Raw genomic sequence first — 19,620 nt, 5'->3', positions numbered from 1 at the left:
CCTTCTACTTACTTTGGGGTAAGTACTTGTATAAAAGTAAGTACAAATATACCTTTGTCTTAACAAAAAACAAATAAAAAATTATGAAGATCATTATCACAGGTTCGTTAGGCAATATCAGTAAGCCGCTAACCGAAACATTAGTAAAGGCAGGGCACCAGGTAACCGTTATCAGCAGCAATGCCGATCGTAGCGAAGACATCGAAGCGCTAGGCGCAACGCCGGCCATTGGCTCAATAGAAAACGTTAACTTTTTAACGCAAGCCTTAGCCGGTGCCGACGCAGTTTACGCTATGGTACCGCCAAACTTTGGCGCCAGCGAATGGAAAAACTGGATAGCCGGTATTGGCCAAAACTATGCTGATGCGATTACCGCCAATGGCATAAAAAAGATAGTGCACTTAAGCAGTATAGGCGCGCATTTAGAAAATGGGACCGGCCCGGTTACCGGCATCCATCGCGTTGAAGAAATTTATGATAAATTGGCAGGTGTTGCCGTTAAACACCTGCGCCCGGGTTTCTTTTACACCAATTTTTATGCAAATGTGGGCATGATTCAACATGTGGGCATTATTGGTAGTAACTGGGGAGCAGACACCAATCTGATCATGGTACACCCTACCGACATTGCCGCGGCAGCAGCTGAGGAATTACAAAGCGATTTCACCGGTAAAAGCGTACGCTACGTTGCCAGCGACGAAAGAACAGCTGCCGAAGTAGCCAAGGTATTAGGCATCGCCATCGGTAAGCCAGAATTACCATGGATTGAATTTAGCGATGCCGATAACATCGCAGGAGCCGTTGGAGCGGGCTTACCTGAAGAGGTAGCCAGCAATTACACCGAAATGGGTGTATCTGTACGCACCGGTAAAATGTTTGAAGATTATTACAAGCACAAACCCGTATTGGGTAAAGTTAAGTTGGAAGATTTTGCGCAGGAGTTTAAGCATGCGTTTTAGCCCCTCCTAAATCCTCCCCGGCAGGGAGGGCTTCAAATGTATTCCATTTAAAAAGTCTCTCCACCTATAGATGGAGTAGATTCAGAGAGTAATGACAAATAAAAAAGCCCCGCTCGCCGGGGCTTTTCAATTATAGAGATCAGTTTTTATTAAATAACAGTACCGTTTGGTATTACCGCACGCTTTTTAACCACCACAATGCCGTCCTGTACGGTGTGGGTAGGGTAGTCACCATTAGGCAATGGCTCGCCGCAGTTAATAACTACGTCATTGCCTATATGGGTGTTTTTATCGATGATGGCATTTTTGATCTGGCACCGGTCGCCAATACCCATAATTGGCTGGTTGTTTTCATGGCACTCTGCCATTTGCTCCAGGGTTTGGTAGTTATCGCTGCCCATTATATAGCAGTTCTCGATAGTCGTATCAAAACCTATGCGGGTACGGATACCTATTACCGACCGAATAATATGATCGGCATTGATGATGCAACCATCTGCAACAATAGCCTTCTCCATGTGCGTACCTGAAATTTTTGACGGCGGCAGCATACGTGCACGGGTAAATATGTAGTTCTTGTCGAACAGGTTAAACTGCGGGATATCATCAGTCAAACCTAAGTTGGCGTCAAAGAATGAAGGGATGGTTCCAATATCGGTCCAGTAGCCTTCATACTGATAGCTCAATACTTTATGATTACCTATAGACTGCGGGATGATCTCTTTGCCAAAGTCGGGATGGTTATTGCTTTGCAGCGTATCATACAACAGCTTACGGTTAAATATATAAATACCCATTGATGCCAGATAATTGCGTCCCTGGGCCTTCATCTCTGCGCTGGTTTCTGATTGTAATTTCTCGAAATCAGTCTTCGGTTTTTCAACAAACTCGGTAATGAAACTTTCCGCATCAGTTTTTAAGATTCCAAAGCCCGGCACATCATTGGCATGCACAGGTATGGTAGCGATAGAGATATCGGCCTTTTTCTCAATGTGCTCACTCAACATATGGTCAAAGTCCATCTGGTACAATTGGTCGCCCGATAGGATCAACACATAATCAAACTCATGTACAGCAAGGTGATGCAAGCTCTGGCGCACAGCATCGGCAGTACCCTGGAACCAACCACCGCTGGTAGGGGTTTGCTCGGCCGCAAGGATATCAACAAAAGCCTCGCTAAAACTACTAAAGTGATAAGTGTTTTTGATGTGCTTATTCAACGACGCCGAGTTAAACTGCGTTAACACGTAAATACGGGTAATGCCCGAGTGTAAGCAGTTAGAGATAGGGATGTCAACCAAACGGTATTTGCCTGCAATAGGCACGGCCGGTTTGGAGCGTGTTGCAGTAAGGGGATACAAACGGCTGCCCTGGCCACCGCCAAGTACAATACAAATTACTTTAGATGTCATGTGTTGTTGTTGTTGAAGTGATGCTGTTATATAGTTCCATATATTGTTTAGCAGATACATCCCACGAAAAATCGAGGGCCATCATCCGCTTACGTAAGGTTTGTAATTTTTTAGGGTCGGCATAAAGCTCAATGGCTCGGCCAATCGAGTAACAGATATCCTCGACACTGGTTTTAAGGTAACGGATGCCGTAGCCGCCTGTATCGCCAAAATCAATAACGGTGTCTTTCAAACCGCCGGTACTGCGTACCATAGGCATGGTGCCGTAACGTAACGAGTATAGTTGGTTTAGCCCGCAAGGCTCTACGCGGCTGGGCATCAGCAAAAAGTCTGAGCCTGCATAAAACAGGTGTGCCAGTTCTTCATTATAGCCTATATACACATTGCAATCTGCCGGGAACTTTTCTTTAAGCTCCTGCAGTTCCATTTCAGTATCCGGGTCGCCGGCTCCAAGAATCAGGAAGTTTACTTTACCGGCATAGTCCTCCAAGCTGGTTTCCAGCGCTTCGGCCAGTAAGTCGGCGCCTTTCTCAACTACTAATCTGCCGATAAAGCTAATCAACGGCTTAGTCGGATCCAGATTAAACCGGGTGCATAGCGCCTCTTTGTTTTTCTGTTTACCGGCAGTTACTTTGGTCGCGGTAAATTTCTCCGTAATCATTGGGTCGGTAGCCGGGTTCCATACCTCGGTATCAATACCGTTGATAATACCCACACCTTTGCCGCGCTCTAAAAAGAAGAGGTATTCTAATCCGTTCGAGTTATGAGATAACTCATCCAGATAACTTGGCGATACGGTAGTATATCTGTCAGCACAACGCACAGCCGAGGCCAGCGGATTAATGCCCCCGCTCCAGTCCAACAGACCAGTTTTGGTGAGGTCTATCTCTGGCAGATACGATAATTTATCCCAGCCAAAAGCGCCATGATATTGACCGTTATGAATAGTAAATATGGTGTGCGTTTTTGCAATACGGGTATATAGTTTGGAGTATTTTAATAAAAACGGAACCAGGCCCGAATGATGGTCATGGCAATGAATAATATCCGGCGATTGCTGTGAATAGCTGATCCAATCCAGAAAAGCAATCTGGAAAGCAATGAACTGCTCCGTTTCGTCAGGGTAACTGTAAATATTTTCGCGATCAACAAGTCCCGGGATCTTAACAAGGTATAAAGAGAAGCCCAGTTTGTCAGTTTTTTCTTTCAGAATCTCAAAATACAAACGGCGGGTGCCCAGCAAGGTAGCGCTCTGGAAAACGGTTTCAAACTCGTTCTCGCGCGTAAATTTGCGATCGTAAAAAGGCATTACCACGGCAGCGTCAAGCCCGGCTAAGTTTTGGTATTTAGGCAACGCGCCAACCACGTCGGCAAGGCCGCCAACTTTGGCAACGGGGTAACATTCGGCACTTAGGTGGTAAATTTTCATTAGTTTAATATGCTGTGATCAAGGTACTAAACAATAAGGTAAATAAACAAACACATAATTTGAAAAAAGTGTTTTTTTAAGTGTAAATATTTAGGCTAACAAGCGGTTGAATTGCAATAATGGCAATTTTGGCATTTATGAGATGGTTGAAATTAAGATAATTGTAATTTTTGGAGGTAAGGTATTGAGGGTGAGGTGTTGTGATTTGGGCGTTTCCGCCTGTCGGCGGACGGGCTATCCGCTCATACGGCTTCAGGCATTAGGCACAGGCCGGTATCCGCTGCTATCCCTAACGGGTACTAGCTAGGAATCACCGTTTGTCATTGCGAGGAGGTACGACGAAGCAATCGCAAGGATGCAATGTTCGCGATTGCCGCGCTCCGCTCGCAATGACAATCGGGTTATTAAAGCATTCGCAGGTAGTCGTTTTAAACTATGTCTATTTCTCAAACAACATTATCCCATTAAAACTAGCCCCCACATCCTTCCCAAACAAACCAACTTGCGATGCAGGCCATGTGCCTTTAATTTCGGCTACCTGTTTGCCGTCCAAAAACAGGATCACTTTATCGGCTAATTTAACCGCACGTAAGTTATAGTCGGACGTTTGATCTTCAGTGGCATAGAGTTTATAAACATGTACAGAAAAATCAGCGGTAGCACTTACCAGCCTGATGGCGTCGGCAGTGATCTTGTCGAATTCGATTTTGTTAACCGCCATATCATGGCGCGATACTACTTTAAACTTGAGCGGATACCAAATGCCGTTGTGGCGGTAAGTTACATTCAGCGAATCGAAAGTATTGATCTTAAATTCATGCCTGTCGTAAACCGATTTGGCAATTTCTAACGATGATAATTCTGTGTTTTTCTTCAGTGGATAAAACTTAGTGATTCCGTCGCCATTTTTAGGATCGGGATATTGGGCCAACGTTCTTTTTAGCGGCAGTTTTAAATTGGTTATTTCTTTACCCTTCAATTTGCCCGACACATTGAGCATGCCGCTTTCAAAATCGATGCCCGCCCGCAGGTAATTATCTTTGTCGATGTAAACGGGGTATATGCCGGCGATCCCTTTATCCGGTTTTGCATCTTCGCTTTTATAAAGCTGTGTTGCAAACTCATATTGATTCAGTAAATCTCCTTTAAAAACTGAATAGCTGGCTTTTTCTTCTGCATGTGATATCCCTTGATTAGATACCGTCCACTTGCCGTTGGCGTTTCCATCATTAACCGATTTGTTCCAGCCGGTGATGGTCGAATTATATTCATCGAAGCCAGGCGTATAGATAGCGCCATCAAACGATGCACTGCTTTTTTCTGTAAATATCCCGGGAATGCCTGGTGCAGCGAATGATGCATAGATCTTGTTGCTGCCCGGCGCCGGATTATCGTCTATCAAAACATCAAACCGATTGTCGTTTTTATAAACCGATAAACTGTGGTAAACATCAAAATTGAATACGTTAGATAGCTTATTCTTTTTGATTGACACTTTGCCATCTTTTACCAATTTAGAAAACCAGGCCCCTTCTTGTTGGTTAAAACCAATTTCGAGCGAATTACTGACATCGCAGTAATAAGCGACAATACCCGAATTACCCTTTTTCGGCGAGTTGTTTTTAACGCCGATTTTAAACAGATAGTTGGTGGCCTTATGGCTTTTAATCAAAGCGACGGTTTTGGTTGATACCTCGCTTTGGTTAAGTTCGTCATTTTGCACTTGCCATTTGCCGGCCTTCACAGCCCATTTGGTATCGAAGCCGGCTTGGTCTGCAGTATTAAATAGGTCGCCAAATACAGGTTGTGATGGATTGGGGTGATAGCCATTGGTCTTGTTTCCGGTTATGCCGTCAACCGTTAATTCATGATCGTTAAACAAAACACGATCTACAAATTGTCCGCGGCGGTCACCATTTTTAATGCCAAAATAGATGAGCCACCATTCAAAGCCGTTTGGCCCTTTTAAAATATTAGGTTGGCCGGGATTGAACAAAATGTCGTCGCCGGGTTTGTTTAGCGGATCTACCAGTTCTATATCCAGGTTTGAACCTCTCCTGCTTTTTTTGCTGTGCATGGCAATTACATTATTGCCCGCTTGTAGTTTTTCTATTACTTTTTCGTCAAGATCGATAGTAGCATAGTTGGATTTTTCATTTTTATAAACTAGCTCGCCATCAATGTAAATCTCTGTAGGTCCGGTATGGTTAACCAGTAATTGCAGGTAGCGGCTAGGCGCAGGCTTCATGCTAAATTGTTTTCTTACCCATATATCTTCGCTATCCCAATTGTTTTGCGGCCTTATAACGGTGCTGCCTTTCATGTTTTGGTTGCCAAAACCTTTGTCGCCGCTTTTCCAGCCAGAATCTGTGAAGCCGGCACTGGCCCAGTCATTAGCCGGAGCATCAAAAGTATATTTCCAGTTACTAAAAGTTTCTAATGACGAAGTGAAAAAATACCGCTGTTCTTCCGGGTTATCCGTTAAATTTTGCTGCACCACCGGATAGCCGTATTTAGCCCCACTATTAAATCCCAGCGGATCATTAGCCTCAGCCACACCCAAAGCATAGTTACCGTATTGGGTAGCCGTATGATTGGCATTGTACATGAGGTAGTATTTAGAACGATATTTCATCACCCATGGTCCCTCATTTACATTGTTGTCGTATCGTTCCCAGGTTTCGGGCAGCGAGTTAAACAAATATTTGGGCTGGCCAGTCAATTTTCCAGGCTCAGACATTTGCTGCCCCCAAATGGTATTGCCATCGGTAAACTTTACGGTATAAAAATAGAAAGTGCTATCGGTATTGATAAACATATTGGCGTCTATCCGGCTATCAAACCAGGTTTTCTTGTCGGGTTCTATATAAGGTCCCAGGATATTGTCAGCAACAGCATGCCCCACATGTACCACTACATCTTTACCTCCCCAAAAATTAACCGACCAGTAAAAATGGAATTTGCCATTCCAGTAATGAATGTCTGCGGCGTGGATTTGATTGTCGCCGAACGGTTTGCCCCTGGTCCAGTCATTATCCATCGAAAAAACATGAACCGGGCCGGTCCATTTAACCAGATCGTCCGAAACATAATATCCGCCGTTGGTAGCTACCCCCGCCAAATAGTATTTGCCATTAAAGTTGATGGCGCCGGCATCAGCAATTCCTTCTAATACCGGGTTGCTCTGCGCAAATAGTGTGTAAGTTGAAGCTAAGCATAAAACAAGGGCAAGTAGTTTTCTTTTCATGATGAAGATCTGCCTGGCAGACGGTTAAGAGATTGGCTCTCACAAATCTAAAATAGATGAGGGTATATTTAGTTGGGTAACTAAAATATTATAGTTGAGGGAAATACAATCCCGCGCGTCATTGCGAGCGGAGCGTGGCAATCTCTGCTAAAGCGACATTGAACGCGTGCCGGAGATCGTCACGCTCGTTCCTCGCTCACGATGACGTAGTAGGAATATGGGTATGTTATTGGGAAAAAGGCTTCTTATTTCTTAATGCGCCTCCAACCAATTCACCCCGGTCCCAATCTCAACCAAAATAGGCACAGTAGTTTTAATCGCATTCTTCATCCGGTCGAGGATGATGGGTTTCACAATCTCCAACTCATATTTAGGTACGTCAAACACCAACTCGTCATGCACCTGCATGGTCATTCGGCTATCTAGTTTAAGGTCTTTAAATTCTTTATGGATGTTGATCATAGCAATCTTGATCATGTCGGCAGCCGAGCCCTGGATAGGGGCATTGATGGCATTTCGCTCAGCAAAACCGCGAACGGTTTGATTGCCTGAATTAATATCGCGCAGGTAACGGCGACGGCCCATCAGCGTGGTTACATAACCATTTTCGCGGGCGAAGTTCATGGTGTCGGTCATGTATTGTTTAATACCCGGGAACTGCACGAAATAGTTCTCAATGATCTCGGCGGCTTCTTTACGCGGGATGCCAAGATTTTGCGATAAACCAAAAGCCGACTGCCCATAAATAATACCAAAATTTACAGCCTTGGCATTGCGGCGTTGGGTACCGTCCACATCGTCGACAGCTACGCCATAAACATTGGCGGCGGTAGCGGTATGGATGTCGAGGCCTTTTACAAAGGCATCCATCATATTGGCATCTTTGCTGATCTCGGCAATGATACGTAGTTCTATTTGCGAATAATCCGCAGAAACAATTACATGGTCATCATCGCGCGGAATGAAGGCCTTACGCACCTCGCGACCGCGCTCGGTACGGATAGGGATATTCTGTAAGTTAGGGTTAGTAGAACTTAAACGACCCGTGGCCGCAACCGCTTGGTTATAGCTGGTATGTACGCGACCGGTTTTTTGGTTTACCATAGTCGGCAAGGCATCAACGTAAGTCGACTTTAATTTTTGCAGCTGGCGGTAATCCAAAATATCGCGCACAATGTCGCTCTTATTAGCCAGCGACAACAGCACATCCTCGCCGGTTTGGTATTGGCCGGTTTTGGTTTTTTTTGCCTTCGGATCAAGCATTAGTTTTTCGAACAATACCTCGCCCAGTTGTTTTGGCGATGCGATGTTAAAGCGCACACCCGCTTTTTCGTAAACTATTTTCTCCAGTTTGGCAATGTCGCCTTCCAACTCTTTCGAAAACTCGTTTAACGTATTATGATCTATCCGTACGCCTTCATGCTCAATGTCGGCCAATACGTAGATTAATGGGTTCTCTATTTTATGTAACAGATCTTCGGCACCTACCTGTTTAATTTTTGGCTCGAAAACTTCTTTTAATTGCAGGGTGATGTCGGCATCCTCGGCGGCGTATTCTTTGATCTTTTCGATCTCTACATCGCGCATGCTGCCTTGATTTTTGCCTTTTGGTCCGATAAGTTCAGTGATTGACACCGGTTTATAGCCTAAATAGTTTTCACTCAAAACATCCATGCCGTGGCGGGTGTCAGGGTCGATGATATAATGTGCCATCATGGTATCAAACAAATCGCCACAAATGGCAACGTTGTACCATTTCAGCATCAGGATGTCGAACTTTAGATTTTGGCCGATCTTGCCGATTGCAGGATCTTCCATTACGCTTTTAAATTCATCCACAATGGCTTGTACTTCCTGCTGATCGACAGGTACAGGTACGTACCAACCCTCGGTAGCTTTAATGGAGAATGAAAGGCCAACCAGCTCGCAGTTATTTGCGTCGGTACCCGTGGTCTCCGTATCAAAGCAAAAGCTTTTTTGTTGTTTCAGGATACCGATCAATTCGACGCGTTTCTCTTTGGTATCTGCCAGGTAATACGTATGTGCTACGTTATTGATATTTTTAGCGGCGGTTTCAAAAGCAGGTTCTTTAATATCCTGGATATCTACTGTTAAAGTTGTACGGCCCTCGGCAACAGGGGCGCCAAACATATCTATTTGTGTGCCTGCCGATACTGCTTTTATTTCAGTTATGCTAAAGTCGTCACCAAAAACACGGCGGCCCAGTGTTCTGAATTCCAGTTCAGCAAACAAAGGTTCTAACAACTCTCTGCTAGGATCGCACATTTCCAGTCCAGCTTCATCCAGTTCAACGGGCGAGCTCAGGTTGATGGTCGCCAGTTTCTTGGACATCAGGCCTTGCTCGGCAAAAGCCTCTACGTTTTCTTTTAACTTTCCTTTTAGTTCATGGCTGTGTGCAATGATGCCTTCGACCGAGTCGTATTGTTTGATCAGGGCTTTGGCGGTCTTTTCACCCACACCCGGAATGCCGGGAATGCCGTCGACAGCGTCGCCCCATAAACCTAAAATATCAATTACCTGCTCGGGGCGTTCAATTTCCCATTTGGCTAACACCTCGGGCACGCCCAAGATCTCCATGTCATTACCCATACGTGCGGGTTTGTACATAAAGATATTCTCTGACACCAGCTGCGCGAAATCCTTATCAGGCGTCATGCAATAAACTTTGTAGCCTTTTTTCTCCGCTTTTTTTGCCAGGGTGCCAATAATGTCATCGGCTTCATAACCATCTGCGGTAATTACCGGGATATTGAAACCTAAAATCAACTTAACAATATAGGGTAATGCCGAAGAAAGATCTTCGGGCATTTGCTCGCGATGTGCTTTGTACGCAGCAAAATCGGTATGGCGTTCGGTTGGCGCTTCGGTGTCAAACACCACGGCCATGTGGGTTGGTTTTTCCTTTTTTAGTACATCCAACAGGGTATTGGTAAAACCCATCACCGCCGAGGTATTTAAACCGCCCGAAGTAAAGCGCGGGGTTTTACTCAAAGCAAAATGAGCCCGGTATATCAGGGCCATACCATCTAAAAGGAAAAGCTTCTTCATTGTTTTTATGATTTCACCGATTGATTTATGATTTCACCGATTTCTCAAAAATACAATTTATGTTGGTTAAGCGAATAGATTGTTTGAGGATTACGGGGGACTCACCCGGTCTTTGCTTCGCTCGACCACCCTCTCTTCACCTTCGGTGGAAAGAGGGTTCATGAAACTGCTTTAACAATTAACAACCCTCTTTCCCGCTTGCGGAAGAGAGGGTGACCAAGCGAAGCGATGGTCGGGTGAGTCCCTGCTTGCTATTTAAACGAACAGCTCGGTATATGATCATTCACCATGCCAACCGCCTGCATATAAGCGTAGCAAATCGTACTGCCAAAAAACTTAAAGCCACGCTTTTTCATATCCTTGCTAATCGCGTCCGATTCGGACGATGTAATCAAAGAAGATGTATTGACGATAGTTTTACCATCGGGCATAAAGCTATACAGGTATTGATCAAACGAGCCAAACTCCTTTTGCAGCTCCAAAAACAACTGTGCATTTTTGATTGCCGAGATGATCTTTAAACGATTGCGGATAATGCCTGCATCCTGCATCAATCGTTCCACGTCCTCATTATCAAAAGCCGCCACTTTATGTACATCAAAATCAGCAAAAGCCTTTTTATAGTTTTCACGGCGACGTAGGATGGTTATCCAACTCAACCCGGCTTGTGCTGCTTCCAGAATCAGAAATTCGAATAGTACCTTATCATCATGCGTTGTTTTGCCCCACTCTTTGTCGTGGTATTCCATGTATAGCGCATCGTTGCCGCACCAGGCGCAGCGGGTGAGTTCTTTGGTCATTGTGATATGATTTTACTTGGGTAAAGTTATGAAATTCGATATCTTTATCTGGTCATTAAACCGCAACAAACCTCACAAAATGGAAGCAATATCACCCAATATTTTTACTTATGATATGAAAGCAACGGTAGCTTTTTATGAGCTGCTTGGTTTTAAAGTTACGATGTCTGTACCCGAAGAGGGTGATGACCTTGTTTGGGCAATGATGGTTAACGGCGCCGTAACCATGATGCTTCAATCTTTTGAAAGCCTGGCGGATGACCTGCCGGAAATATCAAGAACCAATGGAGGCTCTTTATTGCTTTATATCGACGTTAAAAACATCAAAGCCTTTTATGAGCGTATTAAAGATAAAGTTACCGTATTAAAAGGTTTGGAAAAGACTTTTTATGGCGCTACCGAATTTTCGATAAAAGATAATAACGGCTACGTATTAACTTTCGCCGAGCACGCGCAAGCCTAATTTTTATCTCAGATAAACTGCATCTTCCTGGCCGGTTTCGCTTAAAACCACATCAATATGTTCTTTGATGATGGTGGATAGCGCGATGCCCGAATAATCGGTATTAATGGGAAAGTTTTTGTGATTACGATCAACCAATACCACAGTACGCAATTTCTTTAGCGGTACATCAAGGAAAATGCCAAAGCCGTAGGCTAATGACTTGCCGCTATTTAGCACATCATCTACCAGGATAACTACCTTGTTGTTGCAGATTTCAATGTCAAAATCAACTTTGGCGTTTAGGCTGGTGCTAAAACGGTCCAGATCTATAGTTAATAGCGTGCTGGTAAAAGGAGCAATTTCATCCAATACTTTTTTCAATCGGGCAGCCAGGAAACCGCCACGCGGCAACATGCCGGCAATGATCAGCTCTTTCTCTTCAAAATTGTCTTCCAGTATCTGGTAGGCAATCCTGTCAATTTTTTGCTGTATCTGCTGTTTGTTTAGTACGAGTATTTTTTTGTCTTCCATGGCTTCGCCGATGTTCGTCATCCGGAGTAAAGTTAAATATTTCTAAGAAAGAATTATGCCATTTCGAGATGACAAGACGTTTTGTGCGTTACTGATAAGGTACAAACACAAAGTTTGCCCCTTCAGGAACCACTACAAATACACACATAAAGTCGTTAGGATTTTTATAGCTGGAGATGAAGCGATCCTTCAATTCTTTTTTGATCACACCTCTTTCTACAAATTCCTCCAATGTAGAGGCGTGGATGCTCCAGTCGGTGTTCAAATCGTTACGATCTAGTATCACCTCGCCGAGTTTCAATTCATGCTGATGCGCTACAAAAATGGGGTATTTGGATAGGCCCTCCACCATAATCTCTACAGCTACCTCGCGTATAGATTCGCTAAACATTTTCAGCTCGCGCTGTAAGCCAACTAACGGACTATCAGCCGCGGGCTGCTGTTGCTGCTGACCCCGGCCTTCATTAAATAATTCTTCAGGATTCATAAGTCTCACCCCTCTAAATCTCCCCAAAGGAGAGACTTTTTTGTTAAATAGTTTTTAATCCTCTTTAGCTCTTCTCCTTTGGAGAGGCTGGGAGAGGTCGTAATTTCAATAAAACCACGTTCTCCACATGTTGTGTATGCGGGAACATATCTACCGGCTGTATTTTAACCGTGTCGTATTTTTCTTTCAGCACCAGCAGGTCACGGGCCTGCGTAGCAGCGTTACAACTTACGTACACAATCTTTTCTGCTTCAATCTCCATTAAACGTGCCACCACATCGGGGTGCATGCCGGCACGCGGCGGGTCGGTAATGATCACATGGGGTTTGCCATGCTCAACTACAAACTCGGCCGACAGGACATCTTTCATATCACCAGCGTAAAACTTAGTGTTGGTAATATTATTAATTGCGCTGTTAATTTTGGCGTCTTCAATAGCACTTGGCACATATTCAACACCAACCACTTCTTTAACATTTCCTGCCACAAAGTTGGCGATAGTGCCCGCGCCGGTATATAGATCATAAACCAACTCATCACCCTTAAAGCCGGCAAAGTCGCGGGTTATTTCGTACAAACGTAAAGCCTGTATGCTGTTGGTTTGGTAAAATGATTTCGGGCCAATACGGAACTGAATGCCCAGCATTTCTTCATGGATATATTCCGGGCCTTTCCAGGCTACAACATCCTGGTCAAATATCGTGTCGTTTTTCTTTTCGTTGAGGATGTATAATAGTGAAGTGATCTCCGGGAATTCAGCCTCAACAAAGTTCATCAGTTTGTTTACCGCTTCTTCATCCGCGTAAGCAAAAACAACTATCACCATCAGCTCGCCGGTTGATGAGGTGCGGATGATCAGATTACGCAAGTTGCCCTCATGGCTGCGCAAATCGTAATAGGTATAACCGTTTTGCTTGGCAAATTCATCTATCTTGTTACGAATGTCGTTACTTGGCTCTGCCTGTAAATAGCAATGATGTACATCCAATATTTTATCAAAACGACCGGGGATATGAAAACCAAGTGCGTTCATATTCAAGGTTTCGTCTTCACGATTTTCGCCGTCGTATAGCCAGCGTTTATTGCTGAAGGTAAATTCAAGTTTATTGCGGTAGTACCTGTCGGCAGGCGAGGCTATGATAGGCAACATGTCGCCAACTTCTATTTTAGCCAAACGGCTTAATGCGTCTGATACAGATTTCTGTTTAAACTGCAGCTGCGCATCATAAGTCATGTGCTGCCATTTGCAGCCGCCGCAGGTGCCAAAATGTTCGCAGAATGGTTTAACGCGATGTTCGCTGGCTTTTTTCAGATCGACGATCCTGGCTTCGCCGAAATTCTTTTTGGCGCGATATACCATCACATCCACCACATCGCCGGGTATGGCTTTTTCTACAAATAATACAAAATCATCTGCCTTGCCTACACCTTTGCCTTCTTCGGCAATGTCAATTATGCTTACGTTCTCGAAAACCTGGTTCTTGGGTCCTTTTCTGCTCATTGCGCGCAAAGGTAAGGCTTTTAGTGATTGGTTGAATACAAGATATCTGTCATTGCGAGCGAAGCGCGGCAATCGCGAACATTGCATCCTTGCGATTGCCACGCTTCGCTCGCAATGACAGATCTGTAAAAGACAAAGCCGGCATCAAATAACATTACTGTTGCCTGATGCCGGCTTAATTAATAACTAACTCCTCTACTTAGACACCGTAACCAGCAATACGCCATGCGGCGCAACTTTACCACTAACCGCAGTTAAGTTTTGCTGACGCCATGCGTCTCTGTATTTGGTGAAACCTTTCAAAGCAGCATCGCTTTTTGGCAGGCTGATGGTTTGATATTTGTCAGAAGTATTAAACAAGCCAATTGCTTTGCGGCCATTGCTCAGTTGTTTAACCCAGATCTGGTAGTCGTCTTTTTTAACGTATTGGCGGGCTTCTTTACCCAAAGCATCCTGGCTAATGGCAATCACCTCGTCATTAGTTAACAGGTTTAGTGTAAACCTATCTACGTGGCCCATATCGCAGCCAATTAATAATGGCGATGCCAACAGACTCCACAAACTGATGTGGGTGTATTGCTCGTCAAAAGTAAGGCGGGTATTGTGTATGGTTGGTCCCCAGCCTACTTTACCAACTACCAGCATATCAGGGTCATTAAAATGGCCCGGGCCTGCATAAGGTGCGGCTTTGTCCTGGTTAAAACCAATGCCAGACATGCTGCTCCAGGTATCGGTGATATCGCCTGTAGTTCTCCAGCTGTTACCGCCGGCTTCTGCGCCCCACTTCCAAACATCGCCCATACCATATTGGCAATAGCTAAATAATATATCACGGCTAGCTTTATCTAATGATTTACGCATTACCAGGTAAGGCTTTTTCATATCATCCAAATCAGGATGGTTTGGCGCAATTTCGCCATACGAGCACCAGTCGTATTTCAAATAGTCAATACCCCAATCGCCATAAGTTATGGCATCATCATCATCATGCTGATAGCTGCCTAGGTACCCACCGCAAGTGCGCGGGCCGGGCGACGAGTAGATACCCATACGCAAGCCAAGGCTGTGCACATAATCGGTCAAACCCTTCATATCAGGGAATTTGTTGTTAGTAACGATCTTGCCATTGGCATCACGGCTGTCTGCTTCCCAGCCATCGTCAATGTTGATGTATGACCAGCCGTGCGAAGCTAAGCGTTCAGACATTTCGCGCGCAGCGGTGCGTACTTTTTCGTCGTTCACACTAAGGCCCCAGGCGTTCCAGCTGTTCCATCCCAATGCAGGGGTTAAGCCAATTTTGTCGCCAATAGCTAAAACGAACTTTTTGGTGGCAGTACCTTTACGGTTAGTTACTGTAAAAGTCAACGGATAATTGCCGGCTTTATTAACCACACCGGTAATGATCCCTTTTGATTTATCAACCTTTAAACCGGCAGGTAAACCTGCTACTTTATAAGTTAGCGGTGTTAAACCAGTGGCCGGTATCAAAAACAATACCTCGTGGCCGGGGCGCACACCAAATGTCGACGCTCCGTTGATGCGTGGCGCTAAGCCAACAGCAGGCGTAAGGATATAAGGAGTAGTTTCGGTTTCTGAGATCTCTGTACCTGTTTTTTTATCGTGAAAGGTATAAATGATATTATATGATTTTTTTTGCGATGTGTTAAAGGTAAACCACCATGAAAACGGGCTGCCTTTAGTGAAATTAGCATTGTCTGTTGTTTTGCTTAATATCACCGCACCGGTTTCTGGATCTGTTACTTTTAGTGAAAGTGTGCCCGCATATTTGTAAACATTTTTAGTTTCTAACTTGATGGTTTTGCCCAGCATGTTTTTGTCGCCATAACTAAAATCGGCGCTGGTGTTATATTCCACGCCTTCCATAATGTCGGCCATGTGGATCTCGAATTTTTCACCGTAAATACCGCCGTCGCCACCGGTATCATAAATACGAACGGCTATTACGTTGTCTTTATCCCACAAAAGTGCAGGGTTGTTGCTTGCAATTTTATAAGAACGGGGTCCATAATGACCTTCTTTAATGTTGCCTCTGTGGCCGCCATATTTACCTATAAGTGTGCCGTTTAAAAAAACCTCATCATTGTCATCAACGCTGGCCAGGTTTAACAATAAGCTGTCTTTTAAAAAAGCTTTTTCTTTTAAGGATGAGGGTATAACTACATGCGTGCGGTACCATCCAAAACCATCGTAGTTTTGATGGCCTTGTTGTTCCCAGGGGCGGTTCAGATCGGCAGTTTGCCAGCCCGAATCATTAAAGCCGGGTGCAGACCATTCCGGGTTATCGCCAATCATTAATTTCCAGCCTTTTTTAATAGAGATACGCTGCGCGTTTACGTTTAAAAACGGTACAAGCAGCAGTAAAAGAATCAAATTTTTCTTCATCAGATTTTATTGCTTTACTAAGGTTAATACAAATCGGTTTTGAACATGGCTTAAGGGCAGCCCGCCCGGCAATAAATGTAGGGATAAATTTTTATTTAAGTAATGGGCCTGGCACATCCTTTTAAATTCTATAAACACAATGTTAAATTTAAAAAAACTATGCGCCTGTAAGCTTCGTATCTTATTGTACATCTATAATAAACTATAAGAAAACGTTATGTATAATAAGAGTGTCATAGCTGCGAATATTAAAACTGCCAGATTGTATAGAAACTACTCGCAGGAATATTTGGGTTTGCGGCTAAATATATCTCAAAATGCTTATAGCAAAATTGAGATTGGGCAATCAAGCATCAGCCTGCAAAGGATCTTTGAAATTGCCGAGGTGTTTGAGTTTGAAGTGTGCGATTTGATTGATACCCAAAAACCGCTCGCACAAAAAATCAACAATAATTAGATTGTTCTATAAACAGCAAAAGCCCCAACGTCGTTACCGGCATTGAGGCTTTGCGGTTTACGCTTTAGCTATTTTACATTTTTCAAATAGGCGCTCATATCGTCTGTCAATCCTACATTCAGGCTTTTTAATTTGGCTGTGTAAAATTTACGCAGATCGCCCCAGTTGTAGTATGGGTAGGTAGTGGTTTTAACGCTGAGAATGTGCACTTCTTTTTCATTCAATAAAACTTTTACCAAATAATTGCCTGCGTTGTTTTTATAAAATATCCATTGGATATTTGCACTTAACGGAATAACATTGGCAGCCTGCCATACCCCGTGAACATCCGTTATAAAAGCATAGCGCGAGGCTATATCAATATCCATCAAAGTAGCTATTGGCGACACCGTCTCGGCATGCGCAAAACGCAGATTGGCGTTATAGGTGCCGTTTTTTACAAATTCGTCTGATGTGTTAATGAAATCAACCAGTAATGGTGCGGCAATGCGCACCTGTATTCCATTAGGGTCTATACCCGGGCCTTTTGCATAAAAATCGTCGGCTTCCTCAATTTTTGAAAGTGCCTTCATCTCTGAAGGGATAAATAACATATTGAAAGCCACGTCGGCCTGTTTTAAACCAATTTTTGAGATCTCGTGTTTTAGTGAAAAGGTGATAGCATAAAATCCATAAACATCACTCACCAATTTTTCGCGATTAGCGGCGCTTAAAGTTTTTAAAAATTTTGGCTTAAAAAAACGCTGAGTCGTGGCGTTATACACATCGGTTAAATGGTTTTGTTTTGCGATGGCTTCGCGATATTTAACCCAGGGGCCGTCATCTTCATACTGCGTATATGTTGGCGAGAAATCGTAAAAACGAAGGTCGGTATCATCTATATATTCTTTGATAACAGGCTCGGCAGTGAAGCCTTTCCTCAGGCCAGTGAGGAAGGCATCGGCACTTTGTTTGGTGCGGATCTCTTTGGTTTCGGTAATATTTAGTTTAGGTGCGCCGGCAAACACAGTAGGGTTTTGCATATACATGCGTTCGCCAATATCCTGAAGCTCCTGTATACCTTCGGCCGATATAGATTTGACCTTTCCCCGCTCAACTACATCCAATGCTTTGACCATTTTTAGCAAGGCTTCGCCTTTAGGTGTTAGCGCTTTGGCGCTATCGGCTTTAATCAATAAATTATAAGCATATGAAGTATTAACCTCTTTGGTTAAATGCCTTGCCCCGTGGCGGCCTACATGATTAATAAATACGGCTTTGTATCCGGCCGGGACAGGTGTTTGTGTTTGGGCAGGAGCCTGGTACAGCGACTTGGTTCCTAAGAACTCCTGAGCCTGGACCGTGCCGGCCAGTACACTTGCAAACAAAGTTAACAGGTAAAATAGCTTCTTTATCATTACATCAAAGTCATCTGGTTTAAAAATAGGAAAGGATCGGCAAAAGCCGACCCTAAATCTTCCTTTATTGTAAATGTTTTATTAGTGTTGGTTACCGGTACCATCTGTTTGGTAAGCACCAAGGTCCTTACCTGGTAGTGTGATGGTGGTTCCATATACCCCGGTAGAGGTTACGGTACCCAAAGGTGAAAAATCAACTTTGCCTTTACCCACAGCGGGCGATGTGCCTTGTATTTTAAAATTGCCGTTACCTATAGCAATAACAGCATATGGCTGTAAGCTGGCTGTCATTGGGGCAGTTGGATTAGCATAGGTAAACTGGTCAATGTCGTAGCCGTAAAATAATGGAGCATTAGATTTAGGAGTTGTTGATATAATATCGTTAGCGCCTTGTTTAATGCCGGTATAGCTATCAGTGCTGTAAAACTGGCCTACTATGCTGGAGTTTTGACCATAGAAAAGATTGTTATTATACTTCACGTTCGGATCGTCAGCATCACTGGTTACGCGCAGGCTGAAACGGCAGTTAATAAACAGGTTGTTATAGCAATTACCTTTACCTAGTTTTTCAAAATCCACGGCGCCGCCACGGCCCGCTTTTGTTTGACGGTAACCACCGTTAACCATAGTATTGTTATACAGGTTTACATAAGCCTGTGTGCCGGTGCTGCCCGCGTCGCTCACTTTTAATGAATTGGTTGCAGAGCCAATACACATGTTGTAGGCAACATCGCCCACGGTACCGCTCTTCATGTTCAGAAACTCGCCGCCTACACCGCCGCAAAGCTCGAAGGTATTACGCATTACGCTGATCTTGCCGCCATCTGTGCGAATGTTATCGTCTTTTGAACCAAAGAACCAGCAATCTTCAATGATCATGTTTTTGGTAATGTTGGCAAAATAAACGTTATAACGCGGGCTGCCTGTTGTATAGAAAGCCTGGTTGTCGCTTGCGCCGGCAGGGCCACCACTAAACTCAACGTGTGTCCATTTCAAAATCAAATCGCCGCCTTTAGGGCTTGGGTTTGATGATGTAGCGGCAGCAGGTGTGCAGGTAATACCACCCCACCAGCCCAGGAATACGTTGGTGTATTTTTGCTGGGTAGCCTGGGTATGTAAATCGGCTGCGTTTGGTACAGTGATATAGTTAGGGTTGGCCGGGGTACCCAAGCTAATAAATGTGCCGTGCATAAAAATCTCCGGTGATGTTTCAGGAGTCAAGCCGTCACCAATAGCAAGTAGTTTTACACCTGCTTGCATCAACAGCGTGTCGCCATCATTTACGGTGATGTCTTTGTTAAAGTAATAAGTTTTACCCGCTAACATAGTGCCTTTAACTGTGCCCGATAGCGTATCAGATTTGATGCCATTGGCGGTAACAATTAATGCAGGCGATATCCTGGCGTCCTCTGCTTTGTGGCAGGCACTTAGGGCCATCGACAGGCCCAATATCACCAGTAATTGATTAAATATCTTTTTCATC

Annotated in this window: 14 protein-coding genes; 3 read left to right on the top strand and 11 right to left on the bottom strand. The window is 44.2% G+C overall.

The window, feature by feature from the left end; genetic code table 11:
- Positions 1–83 precede the first annotated feature (83 nt).
- On the top strand, positions 84–959 hold the full coding sequence (locus tag HB679_RS15130; RefSeq protein ID WP_214072840.1) for an NAD(P)H-binding protein: 876 nt from the start codon (positions 84–86) through the stop codon (positions 957–959).
- A gap of 149 nt (positions 960–1,108) precedes the next feature.
- On the opposite strand, the gene HB679_RS15125 is transcribed toward HB679_RS15130, so the two are convergent.
- The 5 genes from HB679_RS15125 to HB679_RS15105 all read right to left on the bottom strand — a co-directional run bounded on the left by HB679_RS15125 (position 1,109) and on the right by HB679_RS15105 (position 10,916).
- The gene (locus tag HB679_RS15125; RefSeq protein WP_214072839.1) at positions 1,109–2,371 is read right to left on the bottom strand and encodes a glucose-1-phosphate adenylyltransferase; all 1,263 of its coding nucleotides are present in this window, start codon (positions 2,369–2,371) and stop codon (positions 1,109–1,111) included.
- Entirely contained in the window at positions 2,361–3,800 is a 1,440-nt protein-coding gene (locus HB679_RS15120; RefSeq protein ID WP_214072838.1) for a glycogen/starch synthase, read from the bottom strand. Before HB679_RS15120 ends, HB679_RS15125 begins: the two co-directional genes overlap by 11 nt.
- A 439-nt stretch (positions 3,801–4,239) precedes the next feature.
- Positions 4,240–7,047 carry a family 43 glycosylhydrolase gene (locus HB679_RS15115; protein WP_214072837.1) on the bottom strand — a complete coding sequence of 936 codons (2,808 nt, stop codon included), beginning with the start codon at positions 7,045–7,047 and terminating at the stop codon, positions 4,240–4,242.
- 252 nt (positions 7,048–7,299) lie between these two features.
- Positions 7,300–10,116 (bottom strand): DNA polymerase I, encoded by a 2,817-nt coding sequence (polA, locus tag HB679_RS15110; RefSeq protein WP_214072836.1) that lies wholly within the window; start codon positions 10,114–10,116, stop codon positions 7,300–7,302.
- Positions 10,117–10,367: 251 nt separating this feature from the next.
- On the bottom strand, positions 10,368–10,916 hold the full coding sequence (locus HB679_RS15105) for a DNA-3-methyladenine glycosylase I (protein ID WP_214072835.1): 549 nt from the start codon (positions 10,914–10,916) through the stop codon (positions 10,368–10,370).
- 79 nt (positions 10,917–10,995) lie between these two features.
- Between HB679_RS15105 and HB679_RS15100 the strand changes: the two genes are divergently transcribed.
- Positions 10,996–11,379, top strand: coding sequence for a VOC family protein (locus tag HB679_RS15100; RefSeq protein ID WP_214072834.1), 384 nt, complete (start codon positions 10,996–10,998; stop codon positions 11,377–11,379).
- 3 nt (positions 11,380–11,382) lie between these two features.
- Here HB679_RS15100 and HB679_RS15095 read toward each other — a convergent pair whose 3' ends face one another.
- The 4 genes from HB679_RS15095 to HB679_RS15080 form a co-directional block, all read right to left on the bottom strand.
- Complete coding sequence (locus HB679_RS15095; protein WP_214072857.1) at positions 11,383–11,892, bottom strand: phosphoribosyltransferase family protein; 510 nt, start codon at positions 11,890–11,892, stop codon at positions 11,383–11,385.
- 88 nt (positions 11,893–11,980) lie between these two features.
- A complete protein-coding gene (locus HB679_RS15090) occupies positions 11,981–12,379 on the bottom strand; it encodes a hypothetical protein (RefSeq protein ID WP_214072833.1) in 399 nt (132 codons plus the stop codon).
- A gap of 64 nt (positions 12,380–12,443) precedes the next feature.
- Positions 12,444–13,880 (bottom strand): 23S rRNA (uracil(1939)-C(5))-methyltransferase RlmD, encoded by a 1,437-nt coding sequence (gene rlmD / locus HB679_RS15085; RefSeq protein ID WP_214072832.1) that lies wholly within the window; start codon positions 13,878–13,880, stop codon positions 12,444–12,446.
- A gap of 195 nt (positions 13,881–14,075) precedes the next feature.
- A complete protein-coding gene (locus HB679_RS15080; RefSeq protein ID WP_214072831.1) occupies positions 14,076–16,283 on the bottom strand; it encodes a putative Ig domain-containing protein in 2,208 nt (735 codons plus the stop codon).
- A 217-nt stretch (positions 16,284–16,500) separates the two neighbouring features.
- Between HB679_RS15080 and HB679_RS15075 the strand changes: the two genes are divergently transcribed.
- Positions 16,501–16,740: a helix-turn-helix transcriptional regulator gene (locus tag HB679_RS15075; protein WP_214072830.1), complete on the top strand. Its 240-nt coding sequence runs from the start codon at positions 16,501–16,503 to the stop codon at positions 16,738–16,740.
- 68 nt (positions 16,741–16,808) lie between these two features.
- On the opposite strand, the gene HB679_RS15070 is transcribed toward HB679_RS15075, so the two are convergent.
- Together HB679_RS15070 and HB679_RS15065 are read right to left on the bottom strand one after the other, a co-directional pair.
- Positions 16,809–18,137: a histidine-type phosphatase gene (locus tag HB679_RS15070; RefSeq protein ID WP_214072829.1), complete on the bottom strand. Its 1,329-nt coding sequence runs from the start codon at positions 18,135–18,137 to the stop codon at positions 16,809–16,811.
- Positions 18,138–18,218: 81 nt separating this feature from the next.
- Positions 18,219–19,619, bottom strand: coding sequence for a hypothetical protein (locus tag HB679_RS15065; RefSeq protein WP_214072828.1), 1,401 nt, complete (start codon positions 19,617–19,619; stop codon positions 18,219–18,221).
- Between the last annotated feature and the right edge of the window lies 1 nt (position 19,620).

It is taken from the genome of Mucilaginibacter sp. dw_454, assembly GCF_018449775.1.
Taxonomy (GTDB): Bacteria; Bacteroidota; Bacteroidia; order Sphingobacteriales; family Sphingobacteriaceae; genus Mucilaginibacter.
Note: the sequence above shows the minus strand (reverse complement) of the source record. Positions and strands in the feature narration are given on the sequence as shown.